Origin of the sequence: Sorangium sp. So ce381, from assembly GCF_051473845.1 — a bacterium.
GTDB lineage: Bacteria > Myxococcota_A > Polyangia > Polyangiales > Polyangiaceae > Sorangium > Sorangium atrum.
On the sequence record NZ_CP150336.1, the window covers coordinates 4,912,306 to 4,926,818 of the forward strand.

The following is a 14,513-nucleotide window of genomic DNA, read 5'->3' on the forward strand; positions in this document are numbered from 1 at the left end:
CGGTTGATGCCGAGCGCGCGCAGGGGCGCCTGGGCCGCCGGGGCGCCGCGCGAGAGGCAGGCCGCCGCGTGGTCCGCTTCGGCGGCCCGCTCGCCGTGCCCGTGAGGCCCGCGGCATCCGTCTCGTGGTCCTGGACGCGCTGGAAGGCACACCGCCGGGTCGCGCGGAATGCTTCGTCAACATAGTTCAAGAAGGTGAAGGGTCCTTGCGACCGTTGGCCCCGACGTTGTTCCAGGAGCTGAACGTCGAGTGACCGGGAGGCATCAGAGGGCGGCGAAGGAGAAACTGAATGCGAACGAGCTGGTACCTGGGCGTTGCTCTGGCCTGCGCGGCGGTGGTGTTGCCTTCGGGGCAGGTCTGGGCCGATGGAACGCCGTCCTGGGAGCGCTTGCCCCCGATGATCACCCCGCGCAGCGGGCATACGGCCACGTTGCTCCAGGATGGCCGGGTGCTCGTGGCGGGGGGTCACGGCAGCGACGGGACCGTGCTCCTCCGGGAGGTCGAGGTCTACGGCCCGGCGAGCAAGACGTGGACGCCCGCAGCGCCGCTTCGCAGCCCGCTCCGCGACGTCGCCGCGACGGCCGTCCTGCCGAGCGGGCTGGCCCTCTCGACGGACGGCGAGCATGTCGAGGTCTATTCTCCCGAGCTCGATCTGTGGAGCGCGGCGGCGCCCCTGACTCCGGCGCTCACGACGCCTCACGCCGTGACCCTCCCGAGCGGCAAGCTGTTGATGCTCGGCCGCGCGTCGGGCGCCCTCGCGGGCAGCATCTATGATGACGCCGCGGGCACTTGGACGCCCATCCGGTCGCTGAGCGGCATGACCGCCACGAGCGCGACGTTGCTCCGCGACGGCCGCGTGCTCGCGGCGGGCTTCGGCCGCGGCAACATCTACGATCCAGAGACCGATTCCTGGACACCGGCCTCCGGGTACCTCGGCGGGGCCATGCAGTACCCCGCGACGCGGCTCGCCAGCGGCGACGTCCTCTTCGTGGGCGGATATCCGTTCGCGAACATGCACCCCTCGCAGCTTTACCTCCCCGAGGAGAACCTCTGGGTGGCGATCCCGGGGCATGACCCGTTCTATTACCCGTATCCTGAATGCTACCCGCCCGAGGACTACGACATGGGCCTGGGCGTCTCGCTGCTTCCCAGCGGAAGCGTCCTCCTGACAGGAGGCATGGTGACGTACCTCTGCGGAATCCAGGACGAAAATGGCGCCTACTTGAACGAGTGGCGCTACAGCGAGTTCAGCGCCGCGCTGGAGCTGTATGATCCGGCGAAGGCTTTCTGGGTACCCCTCGAGGTGGAGCCGCCGGAGACGATGGCGCGCGGGTATCACACGGCGACGAGCCTCGACGACGGCAGCGTCCTGATCGCCGGCGGGCTCGTCGCGTCCGGCTCGCCCGGCGGCGTGCCGGTGCCGACGGGCTCCGCCCTGCTGTTCCACGAGCGCGCGCCGCTCGGCGCGGCCTGCCAGGCCGGCGGCGACTGCGCGAGCGGCTTCTGCGCGGATTCGGTCTGCTGCGATGCGGCCTGCGCCGGTCCGTGCGACGCGTGCGCGGCCTCGGCGGGCGCCACGAAGGACGGCGCCTGCACGCCGATCTCGGGCACGCCCTGCGACGACACGGGCGCGTGCCTCAAGGGGGGCGTCTGCGAGGCGGGGACCTGCGCCGGCGGCGCCCCTGCGCCCGACGGCACCCCGTGCGACGACGCCGAGGTGTGCTCCGCGACGAGCGCGTGCGAGGCGGGCGCCTGCGTCGCGGCGAGCCCGGCGAGCTGCCAGCCGCCGGACGGCTGTCACGAGGCTCCCGCATGCGATGCTGCGCTCGGGTGCTCGGGGCCCGCGCCCGAGAAGCCGGACGGCGCGCGCTGCGATGTCGCGGGGACGCCGGATGCCTGGCAGACCGCGGCGCGGATGCCGGACGAGATGAAGAGCGCGGGCATCGCCGCGGTGCTGGAGGACGGCACGGTGCTGGTGGTCGGGCTGGAGAGCAGCTCCCCCGTGCGCTGGAGGTGGATGCGCTACGACCCGAGCATGGACCAATGGCAGCTCATCGGGGGGGCTCCGCAGGTGCGATCGATCGTGCACACCACGCTGCTGCATGACGGCACGGTCCTCGTGATCAGCGATGATCGCGTGGACCGGTTCAACCCGGCCACGGGAGCATGGGTGCAGGCCGCGTCCATGCTCCGGAAGCACAGTATCGGCACGGCGACGCTGCTCCAGGACGGCAGGGTGCTCGTCGCGGCCGGCAACGACGAATCCGCGGAGGTGTATGACCCCACCACGAACGTCTGGACCCTCGTCGCGCCCCTGAATGTGCGGCGATTCCAGCACAGGGCGACGCTGCTCCAGGACGGCAGGGTGCTCGTCACGGGCGGCGGCAACCAATCGGCGAGCGCGGAGGTGTATGACCCGGCGGCCGACGTCTGGACGCCTGTGGCTTCGATGAGCCAGGCACGCACGTCGCATGCGGCCACGCTGCTCCAGGATGGCAGGGTGCTCGTGGTGGGGAGAAGCCACGATGGCGTAGCCCTCACGACAGCCGAGCTCTATGATCCGGAGAGCGACACCTGGGCGCCAGCGGCGGAGATGGTCGCCCGGCGGTATTATGTCAATGCGACGGTGCTCCTTGCCGACGGCAGGGTGCTCGTGGCGGGTGAGCTGGAAGGCCCGTATTCGCTCGATTATACGGTTGAACTTTACGATCCGGCGAGGGACATCTGGTCGCCGGGGCCAGCCGTGAACATCCCGCTCACCCATGGCGCGGTGGCGCGGCTGCATGATGGCCGCGTTCTGATGGCGGGCGGCTCGCTCGGCAGTGCGTACTACCCTTCCCCCCTCGTGCACTTCTATGTTCCTGGGCAGGGCCCGAGCACAGGGGTGTGCCAGGCTGGCGTATGCTTGCCGGGCGCAGGCGGAGAGGGTGGCGCCGGCGGCAGCGGCGGTGATGCCAGCGGCGGCAGCGGCGGCAGCGGCGATGCTACAAGCGGCGCCGGCGGCAGCGGCGGTGATGCCAGCGGCGGCAGCGGCGATGCTACAAGCGGTGCCGGCGGCAGCGGCGCTGGCGTGAGCGCCAGTGGTGGCAGTGGCGATGCTGCCAGCGGCGCTGGCGGTGACGGCAGCGGCGGTGGCGTGAGCGGCAGCGGTGGCAGTGGCGATGCTGCCAGCGGCGCTGGCGGTGACGCCAGCGGCAGCGGCGGTGGCGTGAGCGGCAGCGGCGACGCTACCAGCGGTGCTGGCGGCAGCGGAGGCGCTACCAGCGGTGCTGGCGGCAGCGGAGGCGCTACCAGCGGTGCTGGCGGCAGCGGAGGCGCTACCAGCGGTGCTGGCGGCAGCGGGGGCGATGTCAGCGGTGCTGGCGGCAGCGGGGGCGATGCCAGCGGTGCTGGCGGTAGCGACGGCACCACGAGCACGAGCGCAGGCGCTATCAGCGGGACCGGCGAAGGGGGGAGCGCCGGTGACACCGGCGCACAGAGCGGCGCTGGTGGCGGCCCGCCAGGCGGCGCCATCGGTGGTTGGCATTGCCAGATGGGGCCCGGAATCCAGGGGACACCCGCATGGCTCGTCCTCGTCGGGGGGCTCGCTGCCCTGCGCCTGCGCCGGCGCGCCGTGAGGATCCGCGGCGCTGCGTGAGCCGCTCGCGCAGCTCGACGTGACGTCGGTCGATCCCGGCGAGCGAAATCCAAATACGATCACGGATCCCCGGGGATTAGGGGGACATGGAGCCGTGGCAAGCTCGGGCATCCGAGGGCGTTCCGAGTGGCAGCCGGGCGGTTTCCTCCATTGAGGCAGGAAAATACGACCATGTCAAAGCGCATGAACCGAAGAATTTTCCTCCGGGGGCTGGGCGGAGCTTGCGTCGCGGCGCCGTTCCTCGGGTCGATCGTCGACCGCACCGTGATGGCGCAGCCGGCCACGCCGCCGAAGCGGCTGATCGTGATGTTCACGCCCTATGGCTGCATCACGACGCGGTGGTTCCCGAAGAAGTCGCACGGCCCGCTCACCGCCGCGGACCTCCAGTCGACGACGCTCAAGCACCTGGCGCCTCACGCCGACAAGCTCCTCATGCCCCGAGGGATCCGCGCGATGAACGAGTGGACGGCGAAGCTGGAGCGGGGGCAGGGGAACGATCCCCACACGCAGGTGAACGGGTCGTACTTCACTTGCCACCCGGTCACCCCCAACAGCGACGACCCGTTCAGCTTCAACGCGGATACGAAGTTCAACGCCCAACCGACCGGTCCCTCGCTGGACCACGTCATCGCACGACAGCTCAGCCCGCAAGGCACTCCGTTGCTCTTGAACACGGCTGGTCAGAACGAAAACCCTCAGGCGGCGATCTCCTACTCGGCCGCCGTGACCCTCTTCAGGGGCGTCAACGCGTCGCAGGCCTTCAGCAGCCTCACGGGCCTCTTCGAGGCGGGGAAGCCGACGTCTCCGGACACCTACGCGGCGATGCGCGGCAAGAGCGTCGTCGACATCGTGAAGGATGACCTGCAGAGGCTCGAGCGGTTCGACATGAGCCGTGCCGACAAGCAGAAGCTCGCGGCCTGGAAGGAGCTCCTCAGCTCGACAGGAAACGTGGTGGCTTCTGCGCAGTGCAACACGTCACTGGCCACGGCGCTCGGTGCGACGCGAGAAAACGTCGACCTGGCGATCACGCGCCCGAGCGTCGACGACATGCTGACGCGGCGAATCTCGGACAGCATGGATGGAGCGGACCTCTGCTCGAACCTCGCCGTGCTCGCGGCGGCGTGCAACGCGACCCCCGTCATCCTCCTGAAATACCCCGGGAACTACGTCTTCAAGGGGCTCGGCGTGACGCTCGAGAGCGCCAGCCTCTCGCGTCGCCTGAACAATGCGGGCATGACGGGCACCTGCGTCCCGGGTGCGATCGACATGCTCGCTCCCGAGCCTGTCGGCCTCGGGGCGGTGCGCCTGATCGAGATGTCCCCATCGTCGAGGGGGGTGTTATGCTCGCCCGCGTCGAGCGGGCGCGGCGCGGCGCCGTGCCGGGAGGTCATTGGATGTCATCTGTCAGGGGTTTCACCCTCGAGCTGTCTCGGATCGAGTACGTCGGTCAAGGCCTTGTCCGGCCGGAGTGCGTGATCGCCGAGCCCGGCGGCACGCTCTGGACCTCGGATGCTCGCGGCATCGCGACGCGCATCGAGCCGGATGGCAGGCAGGCGACCCTCGGCCCCGAGGTGCCCGAGCCGAACGGCATGGCGATGGATCGGCAGGGCAACCTCATCGTCGCCAGCATGTCCGGCGGCAAGATCCACAAGCTCCACCGCGACGGCCGGTCCGAGGTCCTCCTCGACTCCATCGACGGCAAGCCCCTCGGCGCCGTGAACTTCTGCTTCATCGACTCGCGGGATCGCCTCTGGATCTCCGTCACGACACGGCATCTCCCGTGGTGGACGGCGGTCGTGGGCAGCATCCGCGATGGGTACATCGTGCTCGTCGACGAGAAGGGCGCTCGCATCGTGGCCGACGGCCTCAGCTTGACGAACGAGGTCCGCCTCGACGCCGCCGAGCGGTTCCTGTACGCCGTCGAGACCGTCCCCGGCCGCCTCCTCCGGTTCCCGGTGCGCGACGACGGCAGCCTCGGCGATCCCGAGCAGTTCGGGCCCGATAGCCTCGGCATCGGCGGGTACATGGATGGCTTCGCCTTCGACGCCGAGGGCAACATCTGGGTGGCGGCCGTCTGTCGCAACGGCCTCGCGGTGATCTTCCCGGACGGCAGCTACCAGACCGTCTTCGAGGATCCGCGCCCTGCGGTCCTCGAGGCGATGACCCTGAAGCAGAGGAACGGCACCATCGAGCCGGCCGATCTCGGCGCCTGCGCGGGGAACACCCTGCAGCTGCCCACGAGCATCGCGTTCGGCGGCCCCGATCTCCGCACGTGCTACATGGGGTCGCTGGCGATGCCCCACCTCCTCACGTTCCGCGCGCCCGTCGCGGGGCTCCCGCTCGCGCACATGCGCTGATCGGCTTCACGCCAACAACCAGCCATGCCTCGTGTCCACCTCGTCACCACCGGCGGCACCATCGCGAGCCGCGTCGACCCGAAGACGGGCGCCGCCGTGCCCGCCGTCCGCGCGGAGGAGCTCGTCGCCGACGTGCCCGCGCTCGGCCGCGTCGCAGAGATCGCGGTCACCGAGTTCTGCCTCGAGAGCAGCTGGAACCTCGGCCCGGACAGGATCGCGGCGCTCGCGGTCGCCGTGCGCGATCTTCAGCTCGATCCAGAGGTGGCCGGCGTCGTCGTCACCCACGGCACGGACACGCTCGAGGAGACGGCGTTCGCGCTGGATCTGCTGCTCGACGGGGACACCCCGGTGGTGCTCACAGGGGCGATGCGGGACGCGAGCACCGCGGGGACCGACGGCCCGCTCAACCTCGTCTCGGCCGCGCGGATCGCGGTCGACCCGTCGGCGCGGGGGCTCGGCGTGCTCGTCGCGCTGAACGACGAGATCCACGCCGCGCGGTGCGTGATGAAGACCCACACGACCGCGCTTGGCACGTTCGCCTCGCCGGGCGTGGGGCCGCTCGGCTGGGTCGACGGCGAGGGCGTCCGCGTCCACGCGCGCCCCGCGAGGACGCCGACGCTGCCGCTCGCGCCGCCCGAGCCGCGGGTCTACCTCGTGAAGATGGCGTCCGGGATGGACGATCTCCTCCTACGCGCGCTCCTCGAGGCAGGGGCGCGCGGGGTGGTGATCGAGGGCTCGGGCGCGGGGAACGTCTGCGGGAGCTGGGAGGGGGCGATCGGCGCGCTGGTGCAGGCCGGCACGCCGGTGGTGCTCAGCTCGCGCTGCCCCGGCGGGCGGGTCACGCCGACGTACGGCGCGCCCGGCGGCGGGCGGCGGCTCCGGGACCTCGGGGTGATCGCCGCGGGCGCGCTCTCGGGGCCCAAGGCGAGGCTCGCGCTGATGTTCGCGCTCGGGGCAGGGCTCGACGCTGCGGCGCTACGCGCGTATTTCGACCGGCTTGCCGGGTAGACCCTCGCTCCTCGAGCCCGGTTGCGGGCCGCGCCGCTCGTCACCGGCGCCCGCCTTGCGCTTCAGCTTCTCCTCGACCCGCGTGCCCTTGAAGAAGCTCGCGTTGGCCTCCGTATAGAGCTTGTACGGGTTCTCGAAGACATAGGCCTTGAAGTCCTCGGCGCTGAGGACGCCCTCCTCCACGAGCTTCCAGCTCTCCGCGAGCGCCTCGGTCAGGTCGGGGACGTCCCAGTGGCCGACGTCGGAGGAGTAGATGGCGTTGATCTTCACGCCGAGCGGGTTCGCCTTGGCGTTGAACGCGGACGCGATGGTGCGGTCGTCGGACTCGGATCCGAAGAAGAAGTTGTTGACCCAGCGGTCGCGGATGTCCTCGATCTTCTCGATGCCCGCGGCCTCGAAATCGTTGCGGTACTCCGGCGCCGGCTGGCGGGCGTCGCTCGTGTACCCGGCCCCCAGCGTGTCGGCGATCAGCTGCTCGCCCTCGATGGAGCGCCCGTTTGCGAGCTTTGCGAGATCCGCGCCGTAGCGCCGGAAGAGCTCTGTGAAGAGCGCGCGGTCGGTCGCCGCGGGGTCGTAGTGCTTCAGGCCCTCCGGGCCGCGCTTCTGGAAGCGGTCGACCAGGTGGATGTAGACCCGCGCGCCCCAGTCCGCCCCGCCCTCGAGCATGCCGATGCGCAGCCCGGGGAAGCGGCGGGTGACGCCGCCGAAGAACAGCGCCTTGGCGAACGCCTCCGAGCCGTCGGCGAAGTGGCCGACGTGGTTGTTCATGTAGTTGCTGATCGACGAGCGCCCCGTCCAGCCCTGGCTCCCGTAATGGGTGAGGACAGGCACGCCGAGCTCGACCACCTTCGCCCAGAAAGGATCGTAGTTGTACTCGCTGTCGATGCCGTAGAAGTCGATGTACGTCGCGTACTTCGCGATCTCCGGGTGGTGCGCCGGCGGGTACTTCTCCGCGATCGCCTTGATGGGGCGGCGCACGCCGCCGGCGATGTTGATCGCCTTGAGCCCCAGCTTCTTGACGGCGAACTCCAGCTCTTCGATGCCCTCCTCGGGCGTGTTCAGCGGGATGCCGGCGACCGGGGTGAGGCGGTCGCTGTACTTGCGAAACAGCTCCGCGTGGTAATGGTTGATCGCGCGCTGGAGCGCCTGCCGCGAGCCCGGGTCCTTCACGGCGAGCGGCGCGAGGGTGTTGTTCGGGAACAGGACCGAGTAATCGGACCCTTGCTCCTCGAGGCGCTCGGCGAGCAGCTCCGGCAGGTGGTACGTGGCCACGTCCAGCGTGTTGCGCGTCACCCGCGCCCACCACGGCGACCTGACCGTGCGGTAGTGCTGCCGCTCCTCGGGCGTCTGGCTGTACCAGTCCTTGCCGCTGCTGTTCTCCGCGTTGCGGCGGCGGGAGCTCAGCGCCTTGCGCAGGTCGTCGACGAGCTTGGCGCCTCCGTACGTGGCGACGAAATCCTCCAGCGCCGGCGAGTAATCGTTGGTGTGGATGTCCGTGTCGATGACGGGGTAATCGAGCTTCTCCTTGACAGCCACGGAGGGCGAGGCCTTGAGACGAGCGATACGGTCAGTCATGAAAGACTCCGGAAAGGGGTTGGGCGCGCCGATGTCGCCGGTGTGAGATCGATGGCCGTGCTGGCGCGCGGCAATCTGCAACCTGCGTGCCTCGACGCCGTTGCCTCCATGTCGCTGCTCGACCGCGGATCTCGGCGTCTCTCCGGCGCGCTCTGCCCGCGCGTTGCTCGGAATCGAGCACCGATTCAGCGCGGCTGCTTCCTGAGCAACACTCAATCCGGACCGATGCTGTCCGCCCTCGCGGAAACCTTACGAGGGCACGTGCCGGGCCGAGGAGGCATCTTCCTTGAGCCGCGCGCGGGCGAGCGTCAGCGTGCGGGCGTCGGCGGAGATGCTCTCCAGAAAGCGCTTCCTGAACGCGGGATCGCCGGTCCTGTCGGCGCGGGCGAGCGCGTCACGACGGGCTGAAGAGCGCGAGGCACCGATCGGCGAGGACGCCGCCGACGAGGTCGACGGGCGCGCCGGAGTTCTCGTTCATCCAGCGCGCGGGGACGGCCAGCTCGCGCTGCGCGCCGCCGGTCGCCGCCGTGACCTCCTGCATCGTGCAGCCGAAGACGACGCGGCTCACCCGGGCGAGCCAGGCGGCGGTGAAGCACATCGGGCAGGGCTCCACGGTGGTGTACAGCGTGTAGCCCGTGAGGTCCGGCCCGGCGGCCGCGCACGCGCGGCGTACGGCGCCGACCTCGGCGTGCCACGTGAAGTCGCGCTGGGCGTTCACCTCGTCGGTCGCCTCGGCCACGACGGTGCCGTCGGGGGCGGCCAAAAGGGCGCCGAACGGCGGCTCGCCCGCGCGCTGCGCGCCGCGCGCGAGCTCCAGCGCGCGCGCCATGAGCTCCTCGTCGCGGCTCATCGGACGAGCCTCGGGTCGAGCAGCGACTCCGGCGCCGGCGCCTTCTTGACGAGCTTGGACTCGACCGCGAAGTCGACCACCGCCTTCATCGAGGCGTACACGGGGCCGGCCTTCTCCGCCGTGCCGAAGAGCTGCTTGTTGTCGGCCAGGTCGTAGATCTTGTCGCCGGCCAGCATGCCCTTCACGTCCTCGGGCGGAGCGTTCAAGTACTTTCCGATGATGGGAATGGCCTTGTCGGGCTCGCCGCGCAGGACGCGCACCCCCTGATCGATGGCGCCGATGAACCGCGAGCAGGCGTCGCCGGACTCGGCGAGCCGCGATCGGCGCACGGCCACCGCGTCCATGATGGTGTCGGGGACGCTGGCGCTCGAGAAGATCACGCGACCTCCGCCCTTGGTCGCCTTGGTGATCCACGGCTCCCAGGTGACCGCGGCGTCGACCTTCCCCGCCACGAACGCGGCCCCGGCATCGTCTGCGCTCATGCTCGTGACCTTCACGTCGTCCGTGGAGAGCCCGGACTTCTTCAGGCCGGCGAGGAACAGCATGTGATTGACCTCGCCGAGGGTGAGCGCGACCGTCTTGCCCTTGAGATCGGCCATGGACGCGACCCCCTCCTTCGCCACCACCGCGTCCGCGCCGTTCGAGCTGTCGATGAGCGCGATGCCCACGACGTCCGTGTCGCCGTTGCCGCTCAGCACGGCCAGGTTCTGCAGGGTCGTCAGGCCGATATCGAGCTTCCCCGCGGCCAGCGCCGGCAGCGTGTCCCCGGGGTTCGAGAACGGCTTGAGCTCGACGTCGAGGCCAGCCTGCTTGAACAGCCCGAGCTCGTTCGCGATGAACACGCCCGCATAGCCGATCCACATGTCGTGTCCCACGGTCAGCTTCACCGGCGCGTTCGCCGCGGCCCCGGGCTTCTCGCCCGGCGCGGCGGCGGCGGGCATCTCGCGCGCTGGCTCGTCCTTCTTCGAGCAGCCTGGCGACAGGAGGAGGCAGGCGAGCGCTGCCCCGAGCTCTAGCACGACGGTCCTTCGGTTCATGGATCCTCTCCCCTCGGCGTATGCGTGAGCCCGAGGAGCAAGCGGCGGCGCTGCTCCTCGGGGCGGGCCTTCCCCCGCAGGAGCGAGAGAATATCCCGTTTGAGGCGCAGCAACGCCTCGTCGAGCTTGAGGTCGGGTGAGCGATCCGCCCGGGGTACCGGCACGTCGAAGGTGGCCACGACGCGGCCGGGGCGCTCGGAGAAGACCAGCACGCGATCGGACAGGATCAGGGCCTCATCCACGTCGTGGGTGACGAAGAGCGTCGTGATCCGGTGATGTCGGATCACATGGAGCAGGAGCCCCTGCATCTCCTCACGTGTCTGGGCGTCGAGGGCGCCGAACGGCTCATCCATCAGCAGCACCTCCGGCTGCGCGGCGAGCGCCCGCGCCAGCGCGGCGCGCTGCTGCATGCCGCCGCTCAGCTCCGCGGGCGCGCTGTCGCGGAAGTCCCACAGATCGACGAGGCGCAGCAGGCGCTCGACGCGGTCCGCCTCTCGCTCGGAGCCGGCCTGCCGCGCCCGGCCGCGGTGGCGGGCCAGCGTCAGCGGGAAGCGGACGTTCTCCAGCACGCTGAGCCACGGGAAGAGCGTCTGTTGCTGGAACACGACGCCGAGCTCGGCGCCGGGGCCGAGGACGCGTTCGCCGCCGAGCGTGACGGTCCCGGTGGTCGCCGGCTCGAGCCCCGCGACGATGTGCAGCAGCGTCGATTTCCCGCACCCGGAGGGGCCCACGAGGCTCACGAACTCGCCCTCGCCGACATCGAGGTCGAGCGGGCAGAGGGCGCCGGTCTCGCCGCGGCGACCGGCGTACGCCTTGCTGACGCCGCGCACGGAGAGCGTCACGAGTCGCGCCCCCTGGCCCAGCGGAAGAGCCGGCGGTGCGCCGCGCCGAACGCCCAGTCGAGCCCAAGGCCAATCGCGCCCAGCACCGCCAGGTACGCGTAGATGCTGGGCGTCTGGATGAAGCGATAGAACCTGAGGACGCGGAAGCCGAGGCCCTCGGTGGCGGCCACGAGCTCCGCGACGACGACGTAGCTCCACGCCCACCCGTTGCACATGCGCAGCGCGCTCCAGATGCCGGGGAGGGCGGCCGGGGCCAGCACGCGCCAGACGATCTCCCGCCGGGTGGCTCCGAGGCTCTGGCTGACCTGGAGCAGCGGCGCCGGGACCCGCCGCACCTCGTCCGCGGTCATGAGCAGCAGCTGGAAGAAGGTCCCCAGGAAGACGAGGAGGACCTTCGCGCCCTCGCCGATGCCCGCAGCGATCATGACGAGCGGGATCAGCGCCGGCACGGGGACGTAGCGGAGGAACTCGGTCGGCGGCTCGATCAGCGCGGCGATCGATCGGAACGCGCCGGCGAGCACGCCGAGCGGCACCGCGAGGAGCGCGGCGGCCACGAACCCGGCCGTGACCCGCAGGAAGCTGTAGCGGACGTCCAGCCAGAGCTCCGCCGAGCCGAGCGCGTCGGCCGTCGCCCGCCCGATGCTCGCGAGCGTGGGAGCGAGGGCGGTGTTCACCCCGTCGCGGCCCGTGAGCCAGGCGTACGCCGCGAGGGTGGCGAGGAAGCTCGCCGCGCCGAGCGCGAGACGGACCCGGGCGGGAACGGGGCGGCCGAGCGCGAGCCAGCGCGGCGGTGGTCGCTCGCACTGTCGCGACGGGGCCCGCGGCGCTCGGTCGCCGGGCATCCGTCAGCCGAAGAGCTGCATCACCGAGGCGCTCTCGGTGACGTAGGCGAACGCGTTGCTCATGCAGAGGATCGCGGCGTCGTGGAGCTCCCGTGAGGTCCCGGCCACGGCGTCGACCGGGAGCAGCACGCGGTAATCCAGGTTCCTCGCGGTGAGCACGGTGCTGAGCACGCAGATGTTCGTGCACACGCCGCAGCAGATGAGGTTCTCCACCCGCTTGCACCGGAGCAGCAGGTCGAGGTCGGTGCCCAGAAAACAGTCGTAGCGCCGCTTGGTGAAGATCCGATGATCCTGCGGCTCGATCCGCAGCCCATCGACCATCTCCGCGCCGCGGGATCCCTCGATGCAGTGCAGCGGCTCGAACTCCAGCTCGATGCCGAAGTCGCACCGATCGGCCCTGTGCATCTCCTGCGTGAAGACGACGGGCAGATCACGCCCTCTCGCCCACGCGACGAGCGCGTTGATTCTCGGCACGATCTCGAGCGCCCCGCGCGCCTCGCAGGGCGCGCCCTCCTCGACGAAGTCGCGCTGCATGTCGATGACGAGGAGGGCGGTGGTGGCGGGGCGGATCTGGTCGAGGGGCAACGGGCGGATACGCGGCGTCATCGCTGGCCTGGACGTTCGACGCGCAGGGGACACCGTGCGCGTCGAGCTCCCTGAGGTGTGGTAAAGTGGTGAACCGACCGCATCTACATCAGCCGGGAATGCAGCGCTAAAAGGCTGAACGGAATTTAACCGACGCCTCGCCGGAGGGTCAAGCGAGACCTCGGTGCGTGAGCGCTTCGAGAGGGCGTGAGGTCGCCCGCTGCGTGGAACAAGGTGCGAGGGGGGAGGGGGAGAGGTCTCTCGGCGCCGCTCGACGTCGCCTGTCGTCTACGGTGGCGCCATTGGCCGCATGCCGGTCAACTGCTTCCGCCGCGCCATCGCGTAACGCACGCCGGCCCGGAGATCTCTCAGGAGGACGATCCCCTCCAGTGTCTCGCCGAGGCTCGAGAGCGCCGCGGCGGTGCTGGCCGACATCCCCACCAGGACGCTCTCGGCGCCGAGCAGGCCCACGGCCTGCACCGCGCGCAGGAGGTGGAGCGCGACGGCGCTGTCGATCATCGGGACGCCGGTGAGATCGACGATCACGAACTCGGCGTCGTGGCGCTCCACGCCTTGCAGGAGGGCCGCCATGAGCTGGGAGCCCCGCATCGTGTCGAGATGGCCGATGAGCGGCACGACGATGACCCCGTGATCGATGGGCAGGACCGGCGTCGAGAGCGCGGCGATCGTCTCGAGGAGGCGCGACTGGATGGTGAGGAGATCGGCCTCGGTGCTCCGCAGCGCCTCTTCCGTCCTCTTTCGTGCGGTCATGTCAACCACGACCCCGACCATCCCGATCACACGCCCGCTCGCGTCGCGGAACGGGACGTTGTTCTCCAGCGTCCAGCCGTCGCTCCCGTCCTCGAGCTTCCACCGGAGCTCCACGTTGAGCCGCGGGATCCCCTCGGACATGATGATCTCGTCGTTCTCGCGGTAGCTGCGCGCGACCTCGTCGACGAATATCTCCTCGTCGCGCTTCCCGACGATCCTGTCGCTCGAGAGGCGATAGTGCTGCGCATAGGCCTTGTTGACGGCGAGGTACCGGTGGTCCCGGGCCTTGAAGAACACCATCGCCGGGATCGCGTCGAGCATCGCGGCGTACCCCGAGGCGTCTGCCGCGAAGAAGCTGGCCAGGGGCCCGTGCTCCTGCTCGGCTGGCCTCGCCTCGCTCGCCGCCGCGCCCGGTCGCTGCGCCTCGGCCAGCGCCTGCTCGAGCTCCGCGACGCGCCTGCGGAGCGCCGCGACCTGCTCGGGCAGCGGCGTCTCGCTATCTGGGTCTGAAAGACACTGCATTACGGGGTACCACGTGTCGGCCGGGCCACAGCGGACGCATGATTGTCGGGGGCGCAACACTTGTCAAGTGCTCGATGTCCGTTGTCGACTCACGGCGTGCCGCCCGTGTACGCCGGCAGGTGCCGTGGATGTCGACCAAGACGTTCCTCGCCCCTGCAGAGGGCGAGCGCGCTCCTTGCGCGGAGTTATGCGTTGTTGCGCGGAGTTATGCGTTGTTGCGCGTCGTTACGTGCCGTTCGAGCTGGACCCATGATGATTCGTCACGACCGGATCTGCGGAGAGCGCGAATCTGCCTCGTTCAGCGCGGACGATGCATGTGCGCCGCGCGTGACCGATGAGGCGGCGTGGACGTGAGATTCGTTGTCTCGCGTGTCTCGATTCCCCTCGGGTGGAACGACGGAGGCGCCTTGAACGATCGGTTCTTCCCTGGTCGAGACGCGCCGTGGTCGGCAGTGGCCCCCCGCGGTCTGCGCGAGGGCCTTGCGCC

At 70.3% G+C, this 14,513-nt stretch carries 12 protein-coding genes; 5 read left to right on the forward strand and 7 right to left on the reverse strand.

Annotation, left to right across the window (positions count from 1 at the left end; all coding sequences use genetic code 11):
* The first annotated feature begins 289 nt into the window (after window positions 1-289).
* The 4 genes from WMF29_RS18430 (at window position 290) to WMF29_RS18445 (ending at window position 7,002) form a co-directional block, all read left to right on the forward strand.
* A complete protein-coding gene (locus WMF29_RS18430) occupies window positions 290-3,637 on the forward strand; it encodes a kelch repeat-containing protein (protein WP_437330094.1) in 3,348 nt (1,115 codons plus the stop codon).
* A gap of 183 nt (window positions 3,638-3,820) precedes the next feature.
* Entirely contained in the window at window positions 3,821-5,113 is a 1,293-nt protein-coding gene (locus WMF29_RS18435; RefSeq protein WP_437330095.1) for a DUF1552 domain-containing protein, read from the forward strand.
* Window positions 5,032-5,994, forward strand: coding sequence for an SMP-30/gluconolactonase/LRE family protein (locus tag WMF29_RS18440; RefSeq protein WP_437330096.1), 963 nt, complete (start codon window positions 5,032-5,034; stop codon window positions 5,992-5,994). Before WMF29_RS18435 ends, WMF29_RS18440 begins: the two co-directional genes overlap by 82 nt.
* 24 nt (window positions 5,995-6,018) lie before the next feature.
* A complete protein-coding gene (locus WMF29_RS18445) occupies window positions 6,019-7,002 on the forward strand; it encodes an asparaginase (protein WP_437330097.1) in 984 nt (327 codons plus the stop codon).
* On the opposite strand, the gene WMF29_RS18450 is transcribed toward WMF29_RS18445, so the two are convergent.
* On the reverse strand, window positions 6,970-8,577 hold the full coding sequence (locus WMF29_RS18450; protein ID WP_437330098.1) for an amidohydrolase family protein: 1,608 nt from the start codon (window positions 8,575-8,577) through the stop codon (window positions 6,970-6,972). The two genes, WMF29_RS18445 and WMF29_RS18450, sit on opposite strands and share 33 nt — an antisense overlap.
* A 51-nt stretch (window positions 8,578-8,628) precedes the next feature.
* On the opposite strand from WMF29_RS18450, the gene WMF29_RS18455 reads away from it, so the two are divergent.
* Window positions 8,629-8,985 (forward strand): hypothetical protein, encoded by a 357-nt coding sequence (locus WMF29_RS18455; RefSeq protein ID WP_437330099.1) that lies wholly within the window; start codon window positions 8,629-8,631, stop codon window positions 8,983-8,985.
* On the opposite strand, the gene WMF29_RS18460 is transcribed toward WMF29_RS18455, so the two are convergent.
* The 6 genes from WMF29_RS18460 to WMF29_RS18485 all read right to left on the reverse strand — a co-directional run bounded on the left by WMF29_RS18460 (window position 8,972) and on the right by WMF29_RS18485 (window position 14,026).
* Window positions 8,972-9,427 (reverse strand): nucleoside deaminase, encoded by a 456-nt coding sequence (locus WMF29_RS18460; RefSeq protein WP_437330100.1) that lies wholly within the window; start codon window positions 9,425-9,427, stop codon window positions 8,972-8,974. The two genes, WMF29_RS18455 and WMF29_RS18460, sit on opposite strands and share 14 nt — an antisense overlap.
* Window positions 9,424-10,464, reverse strand: coding sequence for an aliphatic sulfonate ABC transporter substrate-binding protein (locus WMF29_RS18465; RefSeq protein WP_437330101.1), 1,041 nt, complete (start codon window positions 10,462-10,464; stop codon window positions 9,424-9,426). The genes WMF29_RS18460 and WMF29_RS18465 overlap by 4 nt, the downstream gene beginning before the upstream one ends.
* A complete protein-coding gene (locus tag WMF29_RS18470; protein ID WP_437330102.1) occupies window positions 10,461-11,306 on the reverse strand; it encodes an ABC transporter ATP-binding protein in 846 nt (281 codons plus the stop codon). The genes WMF29_RS18465 and WMF29_RS18470 overlap by 4 nt, the downstream gene beginning before the upstream one ends.
* Window positions 11,303-12,148 carry an ABC transporter permease gene (locus WMF29_RS18475; RefSeq protein WP_437330103.1) on the reverse strand — a complete coding sequence of 282 codons (846 nt, stop codon included), beginning with the start codon at window positions 12,146-12,148 and terminating at the stop codon, window positions 11,303-11,305. The genes WMF29_RS18470 and WMF29_RS18475 overlap by 4 nt, the downstream gene beginning before the upstream one ends.
* Before the next feature lie 3 nt (window positions 12,149-12,151).
* On the reverse strand, window positions 12,152-12,754 hold the full coding sequence (locus WMF29_RS18480; RefSeq protein WP_437330104.1) for a cysteine hydrolase family protein: 603 nt from the start codon (window positions 12,752-12,754) through the stop codon (window positions 12,152-12,154).
* A gap of 267 nt (window positions 12,755-13,021) precedes the next feature.
* Window positions 13,022-14,026, reverse strand: a complete 1,005-nt coding sequence (locus WMF29_RS18485; protein ID WP_437330105.1) for a PAS domain-containing protein — start codon at window positions 14,024-14,026, stop codon at window positions 13,022-13,024.
* Window positions 14,027-14,513: the final 487 nt, after the last annotated feature.